General features: G+C 65.5%; 19 protein-coding genes and 1 tRNA gene. 12 read left to right on the top strand and 8 right to left on the bottom strand.

Annotated elements, in window-relative coordinates; all coding sequences use genetic code 11:
- Nucleotides 1-4: 4 nt before the first annotated feature.
- Complete coding sequence (locus O4220_RS17505; protein ID WP_269606501.1) at nt 5-4,189, top strand: TIGR02680 family protein; 4,185 nt, start codon at nt 5-7, stop codon at nt 4,187-4,189.
- Nucleotides 4,179-5,417 carry a DUF2399 domain-containing protein gene (locus tag O4220_RS17500; RefSeq protein WP_269606499.1) on the top strand — a complete coding sequence of 413 codons (1,239 nt, stop codon included), beginning with the start codon at nt 4,179-4,181 and terminating at the stop codon, nt 5,415-5,417. Before O4220_RS17505 ends, O4220_RS17500 begins: the two co-directional genes overlap by 11 nt.
- Here the strand turns inward: O4220_RS17500 and mshC are convergent.
- From mshC to O4220_RS17475, 5 genes are all read right to left on the bottom strand, one after another.
- Nucleotides 5,414-6,655, bottom strand: a complete 1,242-nt coding sequence (gene mshC / locus O4220_RS17495) for a cysteine--1-D-myo-inosityl 2-amino-2-deoxy-alpha-D-glucopyranoside ligase (RefSeq protein WP_269606497.1) — start codon at nt 6,653-6,655, stop codon at nt 5,414-5,416. The two genes, O4220_RS17500 and mshC, sit on opposite strands and share 4 nt — an antisense overlap.
- Before the next feature lie 24 nt (nt 6,656-6,679).
- Nucleotides 6,680-7,453 carry an SCO1664 family protein gene (locus O4220_RS17490; RefSeq protein ID WP_170944826.1) on the bottom strand — a complete coding sequence of 258 codons (774 nt, stop codon included), beginning with the start codon at nt 7,451-7,453 and terminating at the stop codon, nt 6,680-6,682.
- 35 nt (nt 7,454-7,488) lie between these two features.
- Nucleotides 7,489-8,079: a DUF3090 domain-containing protein gene (locus tag O4220_RS17485; RefSeq protein WP_269606495.1), complete on the bottom strand. Its 591-nt coding sequence runs from the start codon at nt 8,077-8,079 to the stop codon at nt 7,489-7,491.
- 136 nt (nt 8,080-8,215) lie between these two features.
- A complete protein-coding gene (locus tag O4220_RS17480) occupies nt 8,216-8,923 on the bottom strand; it encodes a histidine phosphatase family protein (protein WP_032403408.1) in 708 nt (235 codons plus the stop codon).
- A gap of 20 nt (nt 8,924-8,943) precedes the next feature.
- Nucleotides 8,944-9,774, bottom strand: a complete 831-nt coding sequence (locus tag O4220_RS17475; RefSeq protein ID WP_420030426.1) for an undecaprenyl-diphosphate phosphatase — start codon at nt 9,772-9,774, stop codon at nt 8,944-8,946.
- 259 nt (nt 9,775-10,033) lie between these two features.
- On the opposite strand from O4220_RS17475, the gene O4220_RS17470 reads away from it, so the two are divergent.
- The 4 genes from O4220_RS17470 to O4220_RS17455 all read left to right on the top strand — a co-directional run bounded on the left by O4220_RS17470 (nt 10,034) and on the right by O4220_RS17455 (nt 13,967).
- Nucleotides 10,034-10,966: an aldo/keto reductase gene (locus O4220_RS17470; protein WP_269606491.1), complete on the top strand. Its 933-nt coding sequence runs from the start codon at nt 10,034-10,036 to the stop codon at nt 10,964-10,966.
- Between the two features lie 69 nt (nt 10,967-11,035).
- Nucleotides 11,036-12,043, top strand: a complete 1,008-nt coding sequence (locus tag O4220_RS17465; RefSeq protein ID WP_420030413.1) for a heme/hemin ABC transporter substrate-binding protein — start codon at nt 11,036-11,038, stop codon at nt 12,041-12,043.
- Nucleotides 12,040-13,107, top strand: a complete 1,068-nt coding sequence (locus tag O4220_RS17460; RefSeq protein ID WP_269606489.1) for a FecCD family ABC transporter permease — start codon at nt 12,040-12,042, stop codon at nt 13,105-13,107. Before O4220_RS17465 ends, O4220_RS17460 begins: the two co-directional genes overlap by 4 nt.
- Complete coding sequence (locus O4220_RS17455; RefSeq protein WP_269606953.1) at nt 13,107-13,967, top strand: heme ABC transporter ATP-binding protein; 861 nt, start codon at nt 13,107-13,109, stop codon at nt 13,965-13,967. Before O4220_RS17460 ends, O4220_RS17455 begins: the two co-directional genes overlap by 1 nt.
- Here the strand turns inward: O4220_RS17455 and O4220_RS17450 are convergent.
- A complete protein-coding gene (locus O4220_RS17450) occupies nt 13,942-14,307 on the bottom strand; it encodes a hypothetical protein (protein ID WP_269606487.1) in 366 nt (121 codons plus the stop codon). The two genes, O4220_RS17455 and O4220_RS17450, sit on opposite strands and share 26 nt — an antisense overlap.
- 159 nt (nt 14,308-14,466) lie before the next feature.
- Here O4220_RS17450 and O4220_RS17445 point away from each other — a divergent pair, with 159 nt between their 5' ends.
- The 3 genes from O4220_RS17445 (at nt 14,467) to O4220_RS17435 (ending at nt 16,939) form a co-directional block, all read left to right on the top strand.
- On the top strand, nt 14,467-15,492 hold the full coding sequence (locus O4220_RS17445; RefSeq protein ID WP_269606485.1) for a YncE family protein: 1,026 nt from the start codon (nt 14,467-14,469) through the stop codon (nt 15,490-15,492).
- A gap of 61 nt (nt 15,493-15,553) precedes the next feature.
- Nucleotides 15,554-15,775: a DUF5703 family protein gene (locus tag O4220_RS17440; RefSeq protein WP_032377864.1), complete on the top strand. Its 222-nt coding sequence runs from the start codon at nt 15,554-15,556 to the stop codon at nt 15,773-15,775.
- 93 nt (nt 15,776-15,868) lie between these two features.
- Complete coding sequence (locus tag O4220_RS17435; protein WP_269606950.1) at nt 15,869-16,939, top strand: quinone-dependent dihydroorotate dehydrogenase; 1,071 nt, start codon at nt 15,869-15,871, stop codon at nt 16,937-16,939.
- 66 nt (nt 16,940-17,005) lie between these two features.
- Here the strand turns inward: O4220_RS17435 and O4220_RS17430 are convergent, their stop codons facing one another.
- A complete protein-coding gene (locus O4220_RS17430) occupies nt 17,006-17,533 on the bottom strand; it encodes a YbhB/YbcL family Raf kinase inhibitor-like protein (RefSeq protein WP_269606482.1) in 528 nt (175 codons plus the stop codon).
- Nucleotides 17,534-17,549: 16 nt separating this feature from the next.
- The gene (locus O4220_RS17425) at nt 17,550-18,908 is read right to left on the bottom strand and encodes a M20/M25/M40 family metallo-hydrolase (RefSeq protein ID WP_080734375.1); all 1,359 of its coding nucleotides are present in this window, start codon (nt 18,906-18,908) and stop codon (nt 17,550-17,552) included.
- Between the two features lie 179 nt (nt 18,909-19,087).
- Here O4220_RS17425 and O4220_RS17420 point away from each other — a divergent pair.
- The 3 genes from O4220_RS17420 (at nt 19,088) to O4220_RS17410 (ending at nt 22,401) form a co-directional block, all read left to right on the top strand.
- Nucleotides 19,088-19,173: transfer RNA gene (locus tag O4220_RS17420), tRNA-Leu, on the top strand.
- Nucleotides 19,174-19,318: 145 nt separating this feature from the next.
- Nucleotides 19,319-20,779: an SDR family NAD(P)-dependent oxidoreductase gene (locus O4220_RS17415; protein WP_269606480.1), complete on the top strand. Its 1,461-nt coding sequence runs from the start codon at nt 19,319-19,321 to the stop codon at nt 20,777-20,779.
- 125 nt (nt 20,780-20,904) lie between these two features.
- Complete coding sequence (locus tag O4220_RS17410; RefSeq protein WP_269606478.1) at nt 20,905-22,401, top strand: glutamate-cysteine ligase family protein; 1,497 nt, start codon at nt 20,905-20,907, stop codon at nt 22,399-22,401.
- Nucleotides 22,402-22,421: the final 20 nt, after the last annotated feature.

Raw genomic sequence — 22,421 nt, 5'->3', positions numbered from 1 at the left:
GTAGATGACCGCACACTCGACACGTTTTCGGCCGACACGAGCAGGGATCGTCAACCTGTGGGACTACCGCGATCAGGAGTTCTCCTTCGCCGACGGTCGCCTGGTGCTGCGTGGGCCCAACGGATCCGGCAAGACCAAAGCGCTGGAGGTACTGTTTCCCTTCGTCCTCGACGGGCGCATCGAACCGCGCCGACTCAATCCGTTCGCCGGTGAAGAGCGAACCATGAAGTCCAACCTGCTCTACCGAGGGCAGGAAAGCGCTCACTCGTACGTGTGGATGGAGTTCGGCCGCGGCTCGCGCGAGGACCCCGAATCGGTGACCGTCGGCATCGGCATGCGGGCCAGCCGTCAGAACGACAAGGTGACCCGCTGGTACTTCGTGGCCGACGGCCGAGTGGGCGTCGACTTCTCGTTGTTGGGCTCCGACGACCGACCGTTGACGAAGAAGCAGCTGGCCGAACAACTGGGCAGCGATGCCATCACCGATCGACCTGTCGACTACCGTGCCGCGATCGATGCCCGGATGTTCGGGCTCGGCGCGCAACGCTACGACCAGTTGATCAATCTGATTCTGACACTTCGCCGTCCGCAGTTGGCCAAGAATCTCGATCCGAAGGGACTGTCCCAGGCGCTGACCGATGGTCTGCGTCCTCTCGACGAGCAACTGGTGCTGGAGGCGGCACGATCCTTCAGTGACATGGAGGAAGTGGGACGTGCGCTGGAAGGGCTGGCTCAAGCCGACCAGGCAGCCAGGAACTTCGTGTCGGTCTATTCCAAATACCTTCGGGTGCAAACTCGTTCGGATGTCGAGCAAGTCTCGCGCCGGCTCGAGACCGTAACCCACGCGACCACTGCACACTTCGCGGCGTCTGCGCTGAAGGATCGTCGACTGGTGGAGCGGGCGGCAGCCGAAACTCGATTCGACGAGGCCGAGCGCGCACTGGATCAGGCCGTCGCAGACCGCGAAACACTGCAGCGCTCGAGCGCGTACGAGGGCAAGCAGCAACTGGACGACCTGGCCGAATCTGCTGCAAAGCTGGAAGTGTCGACGGCGCAGCAGGCCGACCGCGCACGCAAGGCGCAAGCAGAACTGGAACAGCGCACCGCCGAGGCCGCTCGGGCGGACGCCGCACTCCGGGATTCCGTCGCCGGGGTGACCCGCGCGGAGGAAGAGCTGCAGACTGCGGCCGAGGACGCGAGCATCGTGTGGACACCGCTGCCGGGTACGGCTCGCAGTGATCAGATCAGTACCGCTCTTCGCGGGCACGCCGAGGAGCGGGACGGTGACGTACGCGCGGTTCGTGAGGCGCTCGCAACCGTCGAGAAGGCGTCCACGGAACGTGCTCGCGCGGAGAAGGCCGCGACGAAGGCGCGCGACTTGCTGGAGGCAGCGACAGCAGCGGTCACCGAGGCCGAGGCGACCGTTGATCTGGAGAAGGCGCAGTTCGCTTCGGGACTGCGGGCCTGGTGGTCGAACAACTCGTCGCTGTACTCCTCCGCGGGCATCACCTCCGCCGTGTTCGAGGCCCTCGACGCGGCCTTGGCGGGCATCGGCGACGACGACGCCCCGAGCCTGGAATCGGTGCTCGCCGAGCAGACCGCAGACGGTATCGACGCAATTCGTGCTCGTCAGGCACAGGCACGCGTCGACGTGGCCACGCGCTCGGCCGAACTGACAGCGCTGCGCGACGAACTGTCCCTGGTTCGAGCCGAACACGACGACGCCCCGCCGCCGTTCGCTGCGCGGACCGGCAGCCGTGCAGATATCTCGGGCGCACCGCTGTGGCAGCTGGTTCGGTTTGCCGACGCGGTGTCCCCTGCCGACGCGGCGGGGATCGAATCCGCACTGCAGGCCGCCAATCTGCTCGACGGCTGGATTCACCCGACGGCAGATTTCCCCGGCGACGCCGACTCGGAGCAGTATCTGTCGCCGCTACCGGGGGCTGCGAGGCCGTCCGGTGCGACGTTGGCGTCCGTCCTGGAACCCGAGCCCGGAACCGCCGTCCTGGAATCGCGTATCCTCGACGTCCTGAATTCGGTTGCGTTGGAACAGGATCGGAACGATCATTCGGGCAGATCCATCTCGATAGGCGTCGACGGTCGGTACTGGCAGGGTGTGCAGCAGGGTCGCCACACGAAACCGGATGCCGAGTACATCGGTGCGACGGCACGGGCCCGCCGGCGCGAGCAACGCATCACCGAACTCGGCGGCGCGATCGATACTGCAACGGCCGCACTCGAGACCGCGACGGCCGACGAGCTGGCGGCCCGCGAGCTGGTGCAGGCTCTGGGTGCGGCCGCCAAACAGCTCCCCCGTGTCTCGTCCATCGTGAAGGCACAACGCGCCGTCACGGCCGCCGCTGGAGCGCTGCGCACCTCGAAGGATGGTTCCGTAGCCGCCGACCGCGAATTCGATCAGGCGATCGCGGATCTGTCCGCGAAGGAGAAGCAACTGCGCACCGTCGCCGTCGCCCATCGGACCCCGCACATCGGACGCGATGTCGATGCCCTTGCCGCAGCGATTCGCCATTTCGAGCATCAGGGCGCCGTGGTCATCCGCAGGCGCAGCGACCACACGCGCGAGAGCGAGCGGGCCCGCGAAGCCATCAACCGCCTCGAGGAAGCAACCGGTCTGGCCGAGGAGCTCGCCGAGGAAGCCGCGATAGCCGACGAGAACTACCGGCAACAGGTGCAACGCCTCGAGCTGCTGAGCGAGAAGCTCGGTGCTACCGCAGAACAGATCGACACCGATCTCGAGAACGCACGCGAACGCATCGAGAAATGCCGCGTCGAGCAGCGTGCAGCCCGAAAAGCGGACAAGGAAGCAGGCGAAGCGATCGGCAAGGCCGAGGGTGCCTGCAACACGGCACTCGAAGGCCTGCGCGCCGCCGTCACCGAAACCCTGACCGATGCGGTGCGGCTGGCACCGTACGCCCGCAAGGATCTGCTTGCCATCCTCGGCGTTCACGAGACATATGCCTGGCCCGCCAGTGACTCGGCATGGTTGACGGTCGAACAGATCCTGTATCGAGTTCAGCAGGCCGACGGTCCGGACGACGAGGTTCCGGTACTTCCGCCGGTGGTGAGCGCGTTGCACTCGGCACTCGATGCGGCGACGGCGTCGGTGAAAGTGAGTGACTCGAGCCGAAAGTCGACCCGAACGGCGCTGACGAGTGCGCTGCAGGAGTTCGACTCGCAACTGGCGGCATCGGGTCAGGACTACCGTTTGCAGTGGGATGCGCCGGACGGTTTGACGGTGGTACGCGTGCAGGACGAGCAGGGCTATTCGTCGGTAGGAGACTTCGCCGACCGAATCGGTTCGGCCAGGGCCGACCAGGAACTGCTGCTGACCGAGCAGGAGCGACGCATTCTCGAGGATGCCCTGCTGACCGGTCTGGCGCAGCAGATCCACGAGCGCACCGTCGACGCCCGCGAGCTGATCGCACAGATGTCTGCCGAGATGAAGCAACGCCGGATGTCCTCGGGCAACACGATCGGCGTGCACTGGGTGCTCGCGGACAACCTCGACGACGGGGCGCGGGCAGTGTCCAAACTGCTGGACCGCGATGCCTCGGCGCTGAACCAGGACGACCTGGCTGCGATGCGCGCCCACTTCGCGTCGGAGATCAGGATTGCCCGCGCAGCACATCCGGAACGGTCGTACCCCGAGATCCTTTCTGCGACTTTGGACTATCGCCGTTGGCGTGTGTTTGCCTTCACGCTCATCAGTGGGGACGGCAACGAGGATCGCCTCACCGTCGCCCGGCACAGTGCGCTCTCCGGCGGTGAACAGTCGGTGTCGCTGCACTTGCCGCTGTTCGCGGCAGCGCACGTGATGCTCTCGTCAGCCGATCCGCACTCCCCTCGTCTGCTCGCTCTCGACGAGGCGTTCGCCGGTGTCGACGACAACGGCCGCAGCGAATTGTTGGGCCTGAGTGTGCAATTCGACCTCGACCTGTTCATGACCGGCTACGACCTGTGGATCACCTACGCGGACGTCCCCGGTTGCGCGCACTACGACCTGGCGCATTCGACGGCCGAGAACACCGTCAGTGCTGCGCTTCTGGTGTGGGAGAACGGCGAACTGTTCGCCGAACACGACGGCACCGACCTCGCGGCCGCACTCGGATCACCGTTGACGCGCCGTGTGCCGACCCGAACCGAAGGCGGGCTGGAGTTTGAGCGGTAACGGCGAATGGCGGGGCAGCGCGGAATTGTCTGCGTTGCTGGATGCTGCGCGAAAGAAGCTGGAGTCCAACTGGCTTCGGGTCGGTGGCAACATCACCGTCGATCTGAGCGATGCCCCGGAGCTGTGGCGTCTGTGCAGCGCCATCTCTCGGTCCAACTCCAGTCTGCATTCTCGGGCGCGGAGCACCAAACTCGACCTCGGTCGGTTCGACGCGTGGCTGAGCCATCCGCTCAACGGTGGTGCCGGGTTGATCGACACTCTCAGTGAGCAGGCCCCGTTGCAGGACAAGAAGCGCATCGCCGCGGACAAGGCTCAGGTGCGGTCCGACGCGCTGAATCGAGCCAGGGAGGTACTCGGCGGTGGTACCGATCGCGAGTGGATCGAGTATTGGATCGCATCGTTGCTCAATCAGGACGGCACGCTCGGCGGCCGCGTCGCCGTCGATGCACTCGCGGTGGCAACGCAGGTCCTGGCTCTGCTTCCGGTGGACGGGATGTCGCTCACCGAGCTGGCGGAACTGGCCACCGGTGATGCCAAGACCCTCGCGGGCGGAGGAGCTGCGAAGCTCGTCCTCGACGCACTGTCGTTGCGCGAGAACGTACCTCGACCCGTCGACCCGGTGGGCATCAGGGCGCTGTGGGAAACGGCCGGGGTGTCGGTCGACGCACTGTCGAGTCGGGTTCTGGTTCTCGGCTACCGCGTCGCCGAGAACCACACCGTGGCTCGTTGGCTCAACGACGCAGCGGACGAGGGCGTGCCTTTTCCCGTCACCGTGGACATGCTCGCGCGTGGCCCGCTCACCAACAGCTCGTCGACAGTGTTCGTCTGCGAGAACATCGCTGTGCTCGCTGCTGCAGCCCGAACTCTCGGCTCGAACAGCTCGAGCTTGATCTGCACCGACGGCCAGCCCTCGGCCGCGGTGCATCGGCTGTTGGCGTCGCGCGCTCCCGACACCGCCATCGAGTGGCGTGCCGACTTCGACTGGGCCGGACTGCACATGGTGAAGCGAGCCGTGGATCGATACGGCGCGTCACCGTGGCGGATGGACGTCGACTCCTACCGCCGTGCACTGGATGCGCGCAATTCGGAACCACTGAAGGGACATCCCACGGACAGCCCCTGGGATCCGGAACTGTCTGCCGCACTTCGCGATTCGGGTCGAGCGGTCATGGAAGAGCGCCTGATCCCGGATCTGCTGGCGGATCTACGCCTGGGGCCAACGAACTAACGCAGCGGCACTCCGAGCAGCGCGTCGACGGCATCGGCGAAGGCACCGGGTGCGCCTGCATCCGATCCACCCCGCTCGACTGCAAAACTTGCCCACGCGTCGAGAGCATCGAGGGCCTTGGGTGTGTCGAGGTCGTCGGCCAGGTGCTGGCGGAGCCGATTGACGACGTCGTCGGCCGACGCCGCCGCCTCGAGCGCCGCTGCCCGACGCCACAGCGCGAGTCGAGTGTGTGCCCGTTCGAGAACCTCGTCGGACCACGGTCGATCCTGCCGGTAGTGACCCGCCAACAGGCCGAGACGCACAGCGGCCGGATCGACGTTCTCGGCGCGGAGCTTGGAGACGAACACGAGGTTGCCGCGGCTCTTGGACATCTTCTCGCCGTCCAGCCCGATCATTCCCGTGTGCACGTAGTGGCGGGCGAAGCGGGGATCGCCGGTCGCGGCCTCGGCGTGGGCCGCAGAGAATTCGTGGTGCGGGAAGATGAGATCGCTTCCGCCGCCCTGGATGTCGAAGCCGGTTCCGATTCGATTGAGTGCGATTGCCGCGCACTCGATGTGCCACCCCGGTCGGCCGGGGCCCCAGGGCGACGGCCACGACGGTTCGCCGGGACGCACCGCGCGCCACAACAATGCATCGAGTGAATCTCGCTTGCCTGCGCGATCGGGATCGCCACCGCGCTCGGCGAAGAACGTGTCCATCTTGGGGCGGTCGTACCCGGACTCGTAGCCGAATTGCTCGGTGGCGTCGGCGCGGAAGTACACGTCGGGGTACTCGGCGTCGTCGACGACGTAGGCGGCACCGGACGCAACCAACTTCTCCACCAGGTCGACGACCTCGTCGACGGACTCGACGGCCCCGATGTAGTCGCGCGGAGGGATCACTCGCAGTGCTTCCATGTCGGCGCGGAAGAGCTCGATCTCGCGCGCCCCCAGGTCGCGCCAGTCCTCCCCGTCGCGATCGGCACGCTCGAACAGCGGATCATCGACATCGGTGACGTTCTGCACGTAGTGCACGTCGACACCGGCATCCCGCCACAACCGGTTGATCAGGTCGAACGTCAGATAGGTCGCTGCGTGTCCCAGATGGGTGGCGTCGTACGGGGTGATGCCGCAGACGTACATGCGGGCGGTCGAACCCGGGGTGACGGGACGGACCTGGCGGTCGGCGGTGTCGAACAATCGAAGCGCTGGACCCTGTCCTGGGATTGTCGGGATCTCCGGGCTGGACCAAGAATGCATGCAGCCGAGCCTATCCGAGCCCGATCAGAAGGCGGGCCACGGTATGGGTCTGCTCGAACGGGGCTCCGGCATGACCGGGCGTGCGATGAGTTCCTGCGCCCGATCGAGAACCGCGATGGTTTCGGTCAGCGTGATCTTGTCCACCAGACGCGGGGCGGTGACGGCGTCGAAGGTCTCGACGAACCGAACGACGTCGTTCATCAACGCGTCGTCCACCGCCTGGCCGGCCCATCCCCACAGCACCGTGCGCAGCTTGTTCTCGGCGTGCAGGCAGATGCCGTGATCGACCCCGTACACGTAGCCGTCGAGGCCTTCGAGCGCGTGTCCGCCCTTGCGGTCGGCGTTGTTGAGGATCACGTCGAGAACTGCCATCCGCTGCAGACGCGGATCGTCGGCGTGGATCAGCGCGATCTCTTCTCCCTCGCCGTCGTACGCCTGCAGCACCGGAATCCATCCTGCGGGTACCAGATCGGGTCGACAGATGTCGACGAGGTCGACTCGTCCTTCGGCGTGAACCTCGGGTGTGTCGATCCACTTCTGCACCATTCCGGGCCCGAACGGCCCGTCGCGCAGAACGGTCGGCGGTATCACACCCCAGCCGAGCGACTCGGATATCTCGTAAGACGCAACTTCGCGGCCCGCGAGAGTGCCGTCGGGGAAGTCCCAGAGCGGCACCTCGCCACGAACGGGCTTGTAGACGCACCGGACAGACGAATCGCCCTCGCCTGCTTCGCACACCAACGTGGCGTTGCTGGCCGAGACCACCCGCCCGACGATCGTGAGCTCGCCGGTCTCCATCGTTTCGCGGCCCTCGAACGGAGGCAGGTCGACGGTCAAGACTCGTCGACCTCGGTCACCGGTCCGAACGTCGCACCGCGGCGATATCCGTTGGTTCTGATGCAGACGTGTCCCTCGGGTGCCAACGGCTGTCCGCACAACGGGCACGGCGCGCGACCCGCTGCGATCACGCGTTCGGATCGGACCGCGAATTCGCGAGCCTGAACCGGGGTCAGGAACACTCGCACCGCATCGGGGCCTTCGTCGGTGTCGTCGAGTACGACGGACTCGTCCACCTCGACCTCACTGACAGCCAACAGTTCCACCACGACTGCGTTGGCATCGGCGTCCCAGCCGAGTCCCATCGTGCCGACGCGAAACTCGGTGTCGATCGGTGTCAGGAGCGGGCTGGTGTCCACCGCGTCCGTTTCCTCGGCCGGCACATCGGCTCCGAATCTGCGGTGCACTTCTTCGAGCAGAAGGCCAACCCGGTCGGCAAGGACCTGAACCTGCTGCTTTTCCAGCGCGACCGACACCACTCGTGCGTCGTGCACGGCTTGCAGAAAGAACGTTCGGTCGCCCGGTTCACCAACGGTCCCGGCAACGAAACGATCAGGGGTGCGAAAAACGTGTATTGCGCGCGGCATTGCACCTCCTAACGACTCGAACAGCTCCGCGTGGCACATCGCGGAACCTTCATTATCGGCCACAGATCGGCCGCGGACGGTATTGCTTGCACTCCAGCCTGCCACCGATGGGGACTTCGGCGCCGAATCGCCCGCCTCAGCTGCCCGCTCCACCGCCGACGACCGCGTCGGAAGAGCTCGAATTGTCCGATTCCGACGTGTCGGGCTCCTCGGCTTTCGGCACGAATGCACTGAGATCCGACCCGGTGTCGTTGGTCCGCAGAACGAACGGCCGCGTCGAGGTGTATCGAACGACACTGATCGATGCCGGATCGGCGACGATGCGCTGAAAGGAGTCCAGGTGGGCACCCATCGCGTCCGAGAGCACGGACTTGATGACATCGCCATGTGAGCACGCGACCCACAGCACATCCCGGCCGTGCTGGGCGGCCAAGCGGGCGTCGTGCTCGCGCACAGCCTGCACCGCGCGCTGTTGCACCGTCGCCAGACCTTCGCCGTCGGGAAACACGGCCGCCGATGGATGCTGCTGAACCACCTTCCACAGCGGCTCGGCCAGCAATTCCTTGATCGTCCGGCCGGTCCATTGCCCGTAGTCCACTTCCACCAGACGGTCCTCGACCACCGGCGACATGCCGAGCCTGGCGGCCAAGGGCTCCACCGTCTGCTCGCACCGAAGCAACGGCGAACGGACGATCTCGGCGACCGGAAGCTCACCGAGGCGGTCCGCGACCGCCTGCGCCTGCTCGCGTCCGCGGTCGTCGAGTTCGATGCCGGCACTGCGACCTGCGAGAGTGCCCGCGGTATTCGACGTCGAACGGCCGTGCCGAAGCAAGATGACTGTCATTGCTCTGAGCCTAGTGGGGCTCAGGTAGCCGATACGACCCCGCCGGCCAGCAGACCGAGCACCACGACGCCGAGCACGATGCGGTACCCGACGAACCAGTACAGCGAATGGTTCGCAACGAACTTGAGCAGCCAGGCAATCGAGGCATACCCGAGGCCGAAGGCGATGACGGTTGCCACCAGCAACTGTGGGCCGGACGCGGCCAGTCCTGTGCCGACCGGCTCGAAGGCGTCGGGCAGCGAGAACAATCCGGAGGCGGTCACCGCCGGAATGGCGAGCAGAAACGAGAACCGCACGGCTGCCTCGCGTTCGAGGCCGAGAAACAGGCCGGCGCTGGTCGTCGCGCCGGAGCGAGACACTCCGGGAATCAATGCCAGACACTGCGCCAGACCCATCACGATTCCGTCGCGGGTGGTCAGCTTCTCGATCGGACGTTCCTTGCGGCCGACCTTCTCCGCGACCGCGATGACGATGGCGAACGCGATGAGCATGAACGCGATGAGATACAGGTTCCGGGCACCGGTTCGGATCTGATCCTTGAAGAGCAGACCGAGGACGCCGATGGGAATGGTGGCGATGATCACGTACCACCCCATCCGGTAATCGAGACCGCGCTGATCTTTCTTCGTCAGCCCGACAAACCAGGCTTTGACAATTCTGACGATGTCGCGCCAGAAGAACAGCAGCACAGCAGCTTCGGTGCCGAGTTGAGTCACGGCGGTGAACGAGGCGCCCGCGTCCTCGTTCCAGAACACGCCGGACACGATGCGGAGGTGGCCCGACGACGAAATGGGCAGGAATTCCGTCAGGCCCTGCACGGCACCGAGAATGATTGCCTGCAGCCACGTCATGTCGATCATGCGGCACCCCGAACCGAAATCGACATCTCCGACGTGGAAGCGGATGGACTGTTCATTACCGATGCGCGGCCGACGGCCCGCCCCCTGAATTCGCGATTCACGGGCACGACCGTACCCGGCGCGAGTGGTTCGTACCGAGCCGAGCGACGCGGCGCGGCACTTTCACAGACTGCGGCGCGGCGCACTACTGTGCACTGGCGGCAGTGCAGTTCGACACCGACGATCAATCGCAGAAGGACATTCGGCACATATGAAGCAGAGATCGGTCGGCACCAGCGGACTTCGAGTCTCCAGGCTCGGGCTCGGCACCCTCGGATGGGGCAGCGGAACCGACGGTGACGATGCGGCAGCGCAACTGTCGGCGTTCGCCGAAGCCGGCGGAACCCTCGTCGACACGTCCCCTGCGTACGGGGACGGTCGCGCGCAGCGCGTACTCGCCGAGTTGCTCGACGACGTGGTCCCCAGGCAAGAATTGGTGATCAGCAGTGCAGCGGGACTGAAACCCAGCCACGGCCGGTACGACGTGGACTGCTCACGACGTGGTCTCCTCGGGCAGCTGGATGCCACGCTGCGAGAGCTCGGAACGGACTATCTCGACTTGTGGCAGGTGGCGGCATGGGACCCGATGACGCCTGTCGACGAGGTCGCGGCGACCCTCGATTACGCCGTCACCAGCGGACGGGTGCGCTACACCGGTGCCCGCGGCTACCTCGGCTGGCAGTTGGCGACGGCAGCGGGAGCGGCCGACGCCGGTCGGATCGTGGCGACGCAGGCGGAGTACTCCCTGCTTGCCCGCGGGATCGAGGACGAGTTGGTTCCTGCGGCACATCACCACGGCATCGGCGTTCTGGCCGCAATTCCCCTTGCAGGTGGCGTGCTGACGGGCAAGTACCGCAACGGGATTCCTGCAGATTCCCGAGGGGCCGACGAGCTACACGCCGAGTCCGTGCTGTCCTATCTGACCGATTCCGCTGTCAGCATCGTCGACGCGGCCGTCACCGCTGCCGACGGGCTCGCGACCTCTCCCCTCGTCGTAGCGCTCGCGTGGGCGCGGGATCGTCCGGGTGTGAGCAGCGCTATCGTGGGTGCCCGCGATCTTGCCCAGTTGATGGGTGCATTGATGGCCGAAGAACTCGAACTGCCGTCGGCGATTGCGTCCGCGCTGGACGACGTCAGCGCCTGATCGGTCGAGTCGTTCTCGTCGAAAAACTTCGGGGGCGACCAGAAACATCGGACAGGCTAACCTTCGGTGGTGACCGTCAAACGCCTCGCAGCCGTGCTTGTCGTCGCCGCACTTTCGGCCGCCTGCTCGGCGACCACGCCAGCGGCCGGCCCCTCCGGCACCTTCGGCCCCCGTACCGCCGTCGTCGAAGACCCGAATCCGGAACCAGTCGCCGAGAACCCGCCTGCGGTCCTACCCGCCACCGTGACCGGGTTCGACGGCGTCGCCGTCACGGTGACCGACAACAGCCGCATCGTCGCCGCCGACCAATACGGTACGTTGGCCGAGACGGTCTTCGCACTGGGACTCGGTGGCAAACTGGTCGGACGCGACACATCGGCGTCGTTTCCGGCGGCACAGGACGTCCCCGATGTCACCCCCACCGGCCACTCGCTGAGCGCCGAGGGAATCCTGGCGCTCTCGCCCACTGTCGTGCTCACCGACACCAGCATCGGTCCGCGCGCAGTGCAGGACCAGATCCGAGCCGCGGGCATTCCCGTCGTGTACTTCGACCCGACCCGAACGTTGACCGGGGTCGCCGAACAGATCGAAGCCGTCGCCGCGGCGCTGGGGGTACCCGACGCCGGCCGCGCGCTCGCCGACCGCGCGAACACCGAGATCGCTGCAGCTGCCGACGACACCCCGACATCGGACGTACCGCTGAAGATCGCGTTTCTCTACATGCGTGGTCCGGCGATCAAGATGCTCGCCGGGCCCGGCTCGGGTGCAGACGCGCTGATCGAGGCTCTGGGAGCGACGGACGCGGGTGTCCAATCCGGTCTGACCGAGCAATTCGTGCCGGTGACGAGCGAGGCACTCATCGCCGCGGCACCCGACGTCATCCTGATGATGACGAAAGGCCTGCAGTCGATCGGCGGTATCGAGGGACTCGAGCAGATTCCAGGAATTGCACAGACCCCGGCCGGTCGAGAACGCCGCGTGGTGGACATGGACGACGGCACCATTCTCAGTTTCGGCCCCAACACCGGCAAGGTGCTGCGAGCACTGTCCACAGCCGTGTACGACCCGCCGTCATGACCGAGGCAACACCGATCGGAGCGCGAACGGACATACGCCGGGTCACCGTGACGTTCGGCGTATCGGTCGTGGCGCTGATTGCCCTCGCACTGATCTCAGCCGTGGTCGGGCAAGTGCCGACATCTCCGTTGGAAGTGCTGGGAAGCCTTGCCCATCGGGCCGGTCTCGACATCGGTCCGATGCCCGCTCACCCCAGCGGCGAGGTGACGTTGTGGCAGGTCCGATTTCCACGATTGACCCTCGCAGTGTTCGTCGGCGCGTGTCTCGGATGCGCGGGCGCACTGTTGCAGGGTGTGTTCGCCAATCCGCTGGCCGAGCCCGGCGTTGTGGGAGTGTCCTCGGGTGCAGCTGTCGGCGCCAGTTCGGTCATCGTCCTCGGTGGCAGCTTCGCCGGGGTCTGGAGTGTGGCGCTGGCCGCGTTCGTCGGCGGGCTGATCACCACGATCGCGGTGTACTTCCTGGCGCGCAACGCCGGCCGCACCGAGGTGGTGACCCTCATCCTCACCGGTGTCGCAGTCAATGCCTTCGCGGGCGGCGTGATCGCCTTCTTCACCTTCGTCGCCAGTCCCGCTGCGAGGGATCAGATCGTGTTCTGGCAACTGGGGTCTCTGGCGGGCGCAACGTGGCAGTCGGTGGCTGTGGTCGCCCCACTGGCGGTGCTCGGGATCGGAGCCTCGCTGGTGATCGCTCGCCGACTCGATCTGTTGGCGCTCGGGGAGAACGTGGCGCGTCATCTCGGCGTCGACGTCGAACGCCTGAGGCAGTTCGCCATCGTGATCGTCGCCCTGCTCGTCGCATCCGGTGTCGCGTTCACCGGAATAATCCTGTTCGTGGGCCTGGTCGTTCCCCATGCGATGCGGATGGTGCTCGGCCCCGCGCACCGCGTCCTCATCCCGGCCAGCGCGCTCGCGGGAGCCATCGTGTTGCTCGCTGCCGACCTCGTCACGCGCACCCTCGTCGCGAACGTCGACCTCCCCCTCGGCATGGTGACCTCCCTGGCCGGGGCACCGTTCTTCTTCTGGCTCCTTCGTCGCACTCGCGCTCGGCAAGGCGGTTGGGCGTGATGCGGCGATTCGGCCGGGTTCGCAACGACATTCCTGCTGCCCCGATGCCGGGCTCGAACACGATCGTCGCTCGCGGAGTCGGTGCGCGGCTGGGTGGCAGAACGGTGCTCGACGACGTAAACCTCGACGTCGTCGCCGGCGAGATTCTGGCGCTCGTGGGACCCAACGGCGCGGGAAAGTCGACGCTGCTCTCCGTCCTGTCGGGCGACACCGAGCCCGGTACCGGATCGGTGGTGGTGGCGTCGGAATCACCGAGCTCATTCGGAACCCAGCCGTACCGGTCCCTCGATCTGGCCAGAAGACGCGCGGTGCTGCCGCAGCACCACACGGTCGGATTCGCGTTCACCGCCGAACAGATAGTCAGGATGGGCCGTGCTCCATGGGTGGGAACGGCCGAGGCACGCAACGACGGTGTTCGGGTCCAGTCCGCAATGGCTGCATGCGACGTCTCGGGCTTCGCGCGTCGGCCGTTCGCGTCGTTGTCCGGGGGTGAACAGGCTCGGGTTGCGCTGGCACGGGTAATTGCGCAGGACACCGCGACGATCATGCTCGACGAGCCCACCGCAGCGCTCGACCTCGGACATCAGGAGTCCGTCATGGCTGTGGTGCGCTCCCTCGCAGCCGCGGGCCGCGCCGTCGTCGTCGTGTTGCACGATCTGGGTCTCGCAGCGGCGTATGCCGATCGCGTCGCGATACTCGACTCGGGTTCACTCGTTGCCGTCGGTCCGCCGCGTCGGGTGCTGACCTCGGAGCTGCTCGCTCGCGTGTACGGACACCCCGTCGACGTCTTCGACCACCCCGACACCGGTGAGCAACTCGTCACTCCCCGTCGAGTCAGAAACCCTCCAGCACGGAGTTGACCCGATCGAAGAAGGCTCGGACTGCCGTCGTGTCTCGTTGTGACGCATCGGACAATTGCTGTGCATGTGCAACCGCGTCACGCACAACACCGATGATGCTGCGTTCGTCGGTCAGATCGATCTCGGTGACCGAGTGTTCGGAAACCGCTTCGACCTCGGACCGATCCGGCACCGGGGATCGTATGTCGGCCCGGTAGATCTCGACGTACAGCGTGCTGCGGTGCACTCTGAACGCGAACGCCCGACCGTCGTCGGTGTGCCCGAAACCGTTCGCATGCGTTCCGGCATTCACTTCTTCGACGACGAAGTGTGCTTCCTCGGATTCCACGTCCACTCCCATGTTGGGCATTCACCTCGGACGATCACGCTACCGCTTCGTCCGGCACGGCCGGTCGACACCCGATCCGGCACGGTCGATTTCACCGGGATCGTCGCACGCTGGTACAGATGTGGCATCGCCTCGACAGGGCGGTGTCACCAAGGAAGTAGGTTCGGTCTCATGCGAACACCGTCGGCTCGTACGGTTCGAGCGGCAGTTGCATCCGCACTCGCCGTGGTCACAGTGTTGTCGGTGAGCGGGTGCTCGAGCGACGACGAGAATGCCGACGAGATATCGGTCGAACCGCAGCCACCGGCCCAGTCCCCCGCGACGGCTGTGACTCCTGCCGGAATCGTCACCGATTTTGCGCCCGTCAGCGCGCTCACGTTCGATCCTGTCACCCGGACGCTCGTTGCGCTGACCGACTCATCGACGTCGGTGAGTCTGGTTCGCGGCGACGCGTCGGCGCAGACGCGTGTGATCGACCTGGGCTCTGCCGGAGCAGAACTGGTTGCCGGTCGGGATTCGACAGTCCTGATTCCCCTGAACGGTTCGGTGGCAAGGATCGACGTCGCGGACGGGCAGCGCACCGATCTGGCCGTCGAATCGAATGCTTTGTCGGCTGCCGACCTGCCCGACGGCACCACTGCCGTCGGCGACGACACCGGCACGATCCGCGTCCTCGACGCGAGCGGACAGGTGACCCGCACGGTCTCCGGGGGCAGTGTCACCTCTGCCGATGCGCTGGCCAGTACGCCGAAGGGCGTCTCGGTCCTCGATCGCAGACAGACGTCGGTGACCGATCTGAATCTGGACGACGGCACACTCGGAGTGGCTCTGCGGGCCGGCGAAGGTGCTGCCGAAATGACCAGCGACGAATTCGGTCGGCTTCTGGTCACCGATTCGACCGGCACGGAGTTGCTCGTCTTCACCTCGCACGACCTGCTCATGCGGCAACGGTTTCCGGTCGGGTCGAAGCCCTGGGCGATCGCCTACGATGAACAGTCCGGCGTCGCGTGGGTGACACTGCCCGCCCTCAACGAGGTGGTCGGATACACACTCGATACCGGAATTCCCGTCGAGACCGAGCGGTTGGCCACTGTGCGGCAGCCTGACTCGATTGCCGTCGACGACAACACCGGCGACCTGTACATCGGATCGGCAACCGGCGACGGGCTGCAGCGCATTCCTTCCGCGGGTCGTTGACCGGGACAAGCCTAGGAGGCACGTGAACGCACACGAGAGTTCGACGCCGGGCCGAGCCAAGATGCCCGTCGGATGGGAAGTGTCGCCCTCCGATGATTGGGAGTACGTTCCGCTGCGGCTGCCCCCGGACGTCACTCGGGTCACGGCGTCGATGCGGCTGGCGATCCAAGCGGAATTCGGCGGCTGGGAACTGTCGCGGGTACGCCTGTACACCGACGGCAGCCGGCGCGTACTGCTCAAGCGGAAGAAGACTGCGCATCACATCCCGGAGCCCGGAATCTGATCGTCACAGCAGTACCGTTCGACCGCGGTGAAAGTTCCACCTCAGCATGTCCAGCGAGCACGATCGATCGGAAAGAAGACTGTGGGAGACCGTCTGTACCGCGCCCTGTTGCGCCTGATGTTCCTCGTGCCACCGGAGCGGATACATCACCTTGCCTTCGGAGTCCTCCGTGCTGTGGCGGTCGTTCCGCCACTTCGCTTCCTGGCCGAGAAGTTGTTCGTGGCCAACGATCCGCGGCTTCGTTCGACGGTGTTCGGGGTCGACTTCCCAGCTCCGCTCGGTCTCGCGGCCGGCTTCGACAAGAACGCCGACGGCATCGATGCCTGGGAACCCATCGGGTTCGGGTTCGCCGAGATCGGCACCGTGACGGCGCAGGGTCAACCCGGTAATCCGACGCCTCGACTGTTTCGGCTGCCCCTCGATCGCGCCATCGTCAACCGCATGGGCTTCAACAATCACGGTGCAGAACATGCCGCCCGGCGATTGCGCTCGAGGCACACCCGCATCCCGATCGGTGCCAACATCGGCAAGACGAAGGTCGTGGAACCCGCCGACGCTGCTGCGGACTACACCGCCAGTGCTCGGCTGCTGGGGCCACTGGCAGACTTTGTCGTCGTCAACGTGAGCTCGCCCAACACGCCGGGTCTCCGCGACCTACAGGCCGTCGAATCGCTACGACCGATCCTGGTGGCGGTGCAATCGGTGGTGACGGTGCCGGTACTGGTCAAGATTGCCCCTGACCTCTCCGACGAGGACATCGATGCTGTCGCCGATCTGGCCGTCGAACTCGGACTCGACGGCATCGTGGCCACCAACACGACGATCTCGCGCACCGGCCTGCGTACCGAGGCAGACGTGGTGTCCGGAATCGGAGCCGGAGGGTTGTCCGGCGCACCGGTGGCAGAGCGATCTCTCGAGGTGCTGCGGCGGCTCTACCGCCGAGTGGGTACCCGGCTGACGTTGATCTCCGTCGGGGGAATCGAAACCGAGGAGCAGGCCTGGGAGCGCATCACCGCAGGCGCTTCCTTGGTGCAGGGCTACACCGGCTTCATCTACGGCGGTCCGCTGTGGATCGAGAAGATTCACCGAGGACTGTCGGCGCGACTGGAGCAGAACGGCTTCGCAACCGTCGCAGACGCCGTGGGATCGGCGAACACGCTCTGACCGACCCTCGCTCGTGCGCGTTGTGCTTGGCCAAGGCCACGCACAACGCGCATGAGGAAGCCGAGCTCAGGCTTCGTAGGTTCCGGTGATGACCGCACGACCGATGGCGTGCGAGAACAGGTTGAAGCCGAGGTAGGCCGGGGTGGCCGTCTCGTCCACTTCGAGGCGTTCGACATCTACCGCGTGGACCGCGATGAAGTATCGGTGTGGCCCGTGACCTGCCGGCGGGGCCGCGCCGATGTAGCGGAACAGGCCCGCGTCGTTCTTCAGAGTCACCGCGGTGCTGGGAACTCCGGTTCCGCCGTCGTCGCCTGCGCCCGACACCAGTGAGGTCGTCTCGACGGGGATGTTCGCCACTGCCCAGTGCCAGAAGCCGGACGCCGTCGGCGCATCGGGGTCGTAGACGGTGACAGCAAAGCTCTTGGTGCCCTCGGGGAAGCCGGACCAGGACAGTTGCGGCGAGTTGTCGTGCCCACCGGCTCCCATGATTCCGCTGACCTGCTGAGCGGCCAACGTCTGGCCGTCCTCGACGTCCTCGGACGTCAACTCGAAGGACGGTAGATCCGGAAGCGAATCGTATGGGTTGTACGCCACGGTATTTCCTTTCGTGTCAGCTGTGCATCAAGAAGTGTTCCAGTACCTGTGTACCGAACTCCAACGACTCCACGGGTACTCGTTCGTCGATGCCGTGAAACAACGCCGCGAAATCCAGTTCCGGTGGCAGCTTCAGCGGAGCGAAACCGAAGCAACGAATGCCGATGCGCGCGAACGCTTTTGCATCGGTACCGCCGGAGAGCATGTACGGAACGGTTCGGCCGTTCGGATCGTGCGCGAGGACGGCCTCGTTCATCGCGTCGACGAGATCACCGTCGAACGTGGTCTCGTAGGGTTCGAGCTTGGTGATCCACTCTCGTTCGACGTTGGGGCCGATCAATTCGTCGACCTCCTTCTCGAAGGCCGCCTGCCGCCCGGGCAGCACCCTGCAGTCCACTACCGCCGTCGCCGTCTGCGGAATCACGTTGGCCTTGTATCCGGCCGAGAGCATCGTGGGATTCGCGGTGTCACGCAGAGTCGCTCCGACGATGCGCGCGATGCTGCCGAGCTTGAGCAGGGTGCCGTCGATATCCGGCGAGGTGGGGTCGAAGTCGAGGCCCGACTCCTCGGAGACCGCGTGCAGGAACTGCGACACCGATTCGGTGAGGACCAACGGAAACGTGTGATTGCCGAGTTTGGCGACGGCCTCGGCCAGGTACGTCACGGCGTTGTCGTCGTGCAGAAACGATCCGTGGCCGGCGCGAGCCTTGGCGGTGAGCCGCATCCACGCCAGGCTCTTCTCCGCCGTCTCGACCATGTAGAGCCGCTTCTCGGTGCCGTCCGGGCGAGCGACAGTGAGCGAGAACCCGCCGACCTCGCCGACTGCCTCGGTGACGCCCTCGAACAGATCGGGCCGATTGTCGACCAGCCAGTGCGATCCGTACTTGCCGCCCGCCTCCTCGTCGGCGAGGAACGCGAACAGTATGTCGCGGGGCGGCACGGTTCCGTTCGATTTGAATTGCCGGGCCAGCGCAAGGGCCATGCCGACCATGTCCTTCATGTCGACCGCACCACGACCCCAGACGTATCCGTCCTCGACGGCGCCGGAGAACGGATGCACGCTCCAGTCGGCCGGCTCGGCGGGCACGACGTCCAGGTGCCCGTGGACCAGCAGGGCGCCGCGCGAGGAGTCCGCTCCCCGCAACCACGCGAACACGTTGCCACGGCCCGGAGCACCGGATTCGACGTACTCGGTCTCGTACCCCACCTCCTCGAGCTTGCTCGCCACCCACTCGGCGCATTCCTTCTCGCCGACCGTGGTCTCGAGTTCTCCGGTGTTCGACGTATCGAATCGAATGAGGGAACTGACCAGATCCACGACTTCGTCGAGGGCGACGGTGGGGTTGTCGGTGGTGCGATGTCCGGGGTTGCTCACTTCGTTGGGCACACCGTTGTTCCTACCATCAGAATCGGGTGCGGGCACCACCGAAGGACGCCTTCGGACATGAACTGACGTGCGGATTTGGGTTATCGGGAACCCGTCGGATAATCTTACGCAGCGCACAACGGCCGGTTGTGAACGCAGAGATGAAACATGCGACACCAGTCGCGCAGGTCCGAGTGGCGGAATGGCAGACGCGCTAGCTTGAGGTGCTAGTGTCCTATTAACGGACGTGGGGGTTCAAGTCCCCCCTCGGACACCGTCTGAAAGATGTAGGCAGACAAAGATTTTCAAAGATCTGAGTTGAGACAGACGAAACGGACCCTGATTCTTCGGAATCGGGGTCTTTTTCGTTCTCCACTCGCCTCGTTCGGCTCGACCGGGCAGATGCTAGGAGATTGACGATGGACTCGATCGACCCCACCGATCTGGAGACGTGTCTTCGGGTGCTGCAGCAGGCCGCGGAACTGGACAAGAATCATCCTGATTCCATTGCCGTTCAACGTGCCTCCGGTGCCATGTTCAAAGATCTCAAGCGTGCCCGACGCGTCGCCGCGCGCAACGCCGTCAACGCCGCCGACCGTGCCGTCGTCGCTGCCACCGCAACCGGATCGCCGGACCGCATCGACGACGAAACTGCGGGTCTTTCGCTCACCTCGCGCGCCGAGGGCGACATCGCGGGCACGCTGATCAAGGCTCGCCCCTGCTACATCTGCAAACAGCGCTACACCGATGTCGATTCGTTCTATCACCAGCTCTGCCCGGAGTGCGCGACGCTCAATCGCGGTAAGCGCAACGCGCGAACCGACCTGTCCGGACGACGCGCGTTGTTGACCGGAGGGCGGGCGAAAATCGGGATGTACATCGCGCTTCGACTGCTTCGGGACGGTGCACACACGACCATCACCACCCGCTTCCCCAACGATGCGGTTCGGCGATTCGCTGCGATGGACGACAGCGACCAGTGGCTGCATCGTCTTCGCGTCGTCGGGATCGATCTGCGCGATCCGGCTCAGGTTGTGGCACTTGCCGATTCGGTTGCCGCGGAGGGTCCGCTGGACATTCTGATCAACAATGCTGCACAAACCGTCAAGCGCTCCCCCGGTTCGTACAGCGCGCTGGCCGACGCCGAGGCCGAACCTCTGCCGGCCGCCTTGACCGACGGGGCGGGCCCGGAGCGCATCACGTTCGGCAAGACCAGTGATGCCCACCCTGCGTCCCTCGCGAGTTCGCTACCGGCAACTGCGCTCGGCGGGCAGCCGGCCGCAGTGCTGAGTGCAGACGACGTGGCCTCGCTCGCCATGGTCGCGGGCTCGGTGACGGCCGAGAGGATCGAGAGTGGGCTCGCTATCGATGCGGGCGGTCTGGTGCCCGACCTGGCCGAGACGAACAGCTGGATCCATACTGTCGAGCAGGTCGACCCGGTCGAGTTGCTCGAAGTGCAGCTGTGCAACTCCGTTGCCCCGTTCATTCTCGTGTCGCGTCTGCGTCCGGCAATGGAAGCCTCGGATGCGCGACGCAAGTACGTCGTCAACGTCTCGGCGATGGAGGGTCAGTTCGGACGCGCATACAAGGGGCCGGGCCATCCCCACACCAACATGGCCAAGGCCGCGCTGAACATGCTGACGCGAACCAGCGCGAAGGAGATGCTCGAGAGCGGAATTCTGATGACCGCCGTCGACACCGGCTGGATCACCGACGAGCGCCCGCACCCCACGAAGATGCGGCTGGCCGACGAGGGATTCCACGCTCCGCTCGACCTGGTGGACGGTGCGGCTCGGGTGTACGACCCCATCGTGCAGGGAGAGCTCGGAACCGATCTGTACGGCTCCTTCCTCAAGGACTACCAACCGTCACCCTGGTGATTGTCGCGTCATTCGAAAGATGATTTCGACGTGCGTCCCCCGCGGCGTTCACGGGCTGCGATACTCGAAAGCCGAAGCTGTTTCGCGTCAGCGGACGGCCCGAGACGCACCGATAGGCGGTCACCATGGGCGAGGACGTCGAGCGTCGCAAGTTCACCAGGCAGGATCGACACGAGTTTCGTCAGAAAGTTCAGGACTGTCTCGACGCCTTGGCGGTGATGCTGGCCGACGAGACCTTCCACGTCGGCGAGCCACAGATCGGCATGGAGATCGAACTCAATCTCGTGGACGACGACATGGCACCCTCGATGGCCAACGCCGCCGTGCTCGACGCCATCGCCGACCCCGATTACCAGACCGAACTCGGCCAGTTCAACATCGAGATCAACGTCGATCCTCGGCCGTTGCGTGGTGCCTCCATCGCAGAACTGGAAACCGACCTGCGGCGCTCGCTGAACGCAGCGGACGAACGCGCGCACACCTCGGGTAGCCGCCTCGCCATGATCGGCATGCTCCCGACCCTGGACGAAGAACACTTTCAGCACCGGTGGCTGTCGGCCAATCCTCGCTACGACCTGCTCAACCAACAGATCTTCGCCGCCAGAGGCGAGGACATCGAACTGAAGATCGGTGGTGTTCGACTGCCCGGTGCCGCTGCCACCGAGGATCTGGACATCGTCACCGACACCATCCTCCCCGAGGCTGCGTGTACCTCCGTTCAGTTGCATCTGCAGGTCGCGCCCGACGAGTTCGCGTCGTATTGGAATGCGGCGCAAGCACTCTCGGGAGTGCAAGTGGCCCTCGCCGCCAACTCGCCGTTCTTCGCCGGCCGCGCGCTGTGGCACGAAACTCGCATTCCGCTGTTCGAGCAGGCGACCGATACCCGCCCCCAGGAGCTGAAGAATCAGGGTGTTCGGCCACGGGTGTGGTTCGGCGAACGATGGATCACGTCGATCTTCGATCTGTTCGAGGAGAATTCCCGCTATTTCCCGGCGTTGCTGCCCGTGTGCAGCGACGAGGACCCCAAGGCTGCTCTGGCCGAGGGAAAGACGCCGTCGCTGTCCGAGCTGCGCATGCACAACGGAACCGTCTACCGGTGGAACCGTCCGATATACGACCGGTCCGGCGACGGTCACCACATCCGGCTCGAGAACCGTGTCCTCCCAGCTGGACCGTCGGTGGTGGACACCCTCGCCGATGCCGCGTTCTACTACGGCACCGTGCGCGCACTGGCAGACGCCGACCGGCCGCTGTGGTCTCAGATGTCGTTCGACGCTGCGGAGGAGAACGTGCACTCCGCCGCACGCGGCGGCTTCGATTCGATGCTGTACTGGCCCGAGGTCGGCTGGGTGAGTCCACAAGAACTGGTGTTGCGTCGACTGCTGCCGATGGCCGACGCCGGATTGGCCGCCTACGGCGTGGACACGGCCGTGCGCGACCGGTACCTCGGCGTGATCGAGGCTCGTTGCCTGGCGAAACAGTCCGGTTCGGTCTGGCAACGACACTCGGTCGTCGCCCGCGAACGCGCAGGCGACAAGCGGGATCGAGCTCTCGCCGGAATGCTGGGCGATTACGTCACGCAGATGAACTCAGGAGAGCCGGTACACACCTGGACCAACTGACGGCGCTTCGACTCGGTGCG

Origin of the sequence: Rhodococcus ruber, assembly GCF_027270735.1 — a bacterium.
Taxonomy (GTDB): Bacteria; Actinomycetota; Actinomycetes; order Mycobacteriales; family Mycobacteriaceae; genus Rhodococcoides; species Rhodococcoides rubrum_A.
This window is presented reverse-complemented; position numbering and strand designations above follow the sequence as displayed.

Bases quoted from the DNA above. Each gene is read 5' to 3' on its own strand.
- O4220_RS17505 (WP_269606501.1), top strand. From the start codon at position 5: ATGACCGCACACTCGACACGTTTTCGGCCGACACGAGCAGGGATCGTC.
- mshC (WP_269606497.1), bottom strand. From the start codon at position 6,655: ATGCATTCTTGGTCCAGCCCGGAGATCCCGACAATCCCAGGACAGGGT.
- O4220_RS17490 (WP_170944826.1), bottom strand. From the start codon at position 7,453: ATGGAGACCGGCGAGCTCACGATCGTCGGGCGGGTGGTCTCGGCCAGC.
- O4220_RS17485 (WP_269606495.1), bottom strand. From the start codon at position 8,079: ATGCCGCGCGCAATACACGTTTTTCGCACCCCTGATCGTTTCGTTGCC.
- O4220_RS17480 (WP_032403408.1), bottom strand. From the start codon at position 8,923: ATGACAGTCATCTTGCTTCGGCACGGCCGTTCGACGTCGAATACCGCG.
- O4220_RS17475 (WP_420030426.1), bottom strand. From the start codon at position 9,774: ATGACGTGGCTGCAGGCAATCATTCTCGGTGCCGTGCAGGGCCTGACG.
- O4220_RS17470 (WP_269606491.1), top strand. From the start codon at position 10,034: ATGAAGCAGAGATCGGTCGGCACCAGCGGACTTCGAGTCTCCAGGCTC.
- O4220_RS17460 (WP_269606489.1), top strand. From the start codon at position 12,040: ATGACCGAGGCAACACCGATCGGAGCGCGAACGGACATACGCCGGGTC.
- O4220_RS17455 (WP_269606953.1), top strand. From the start codon at position 13,107: ATGCGGCGATTCGGCCGGGTTCGCAACGACATTCCTGCTGCCCCGATG.
- O4220_RS17450 (WP_269606487.1), bottom strand. From the start codon at position 14,307: ATGGGAGTGGACGTGGAATCCGAGGAAGCACACTTCGTCGTCGAAGAA.
- O4220_RS17445 (WP_269606485.1), top strand. From the start codon at position 14,467: ATGCGAACACCGTCGGCTCGTACGGTTCGAGCGGCAGTTGCATCCGCA.
- O4220_RS17440 (WP_032377864.1), top strand. From the start codon at position 15,554: ATGCCCGTCGGATGGGAAGTGTCGCCCTCCGATGATTGGGAGTACGTT.
- O4220_RS17415 (WP_269606480.1), top strand. From the start codon at position 19,319: ATGGACTCGATCGACCCCACCGATCTGGAGACGTGTCTTCGGGTGCTG.
- O4220_RS17410 (WP_269606478.1), top strand. From the start codon at position 20,905: ATGGGCGAGGACGTCGAGCGTCGCAAGTTCACCAGGCAGGATCGACAC.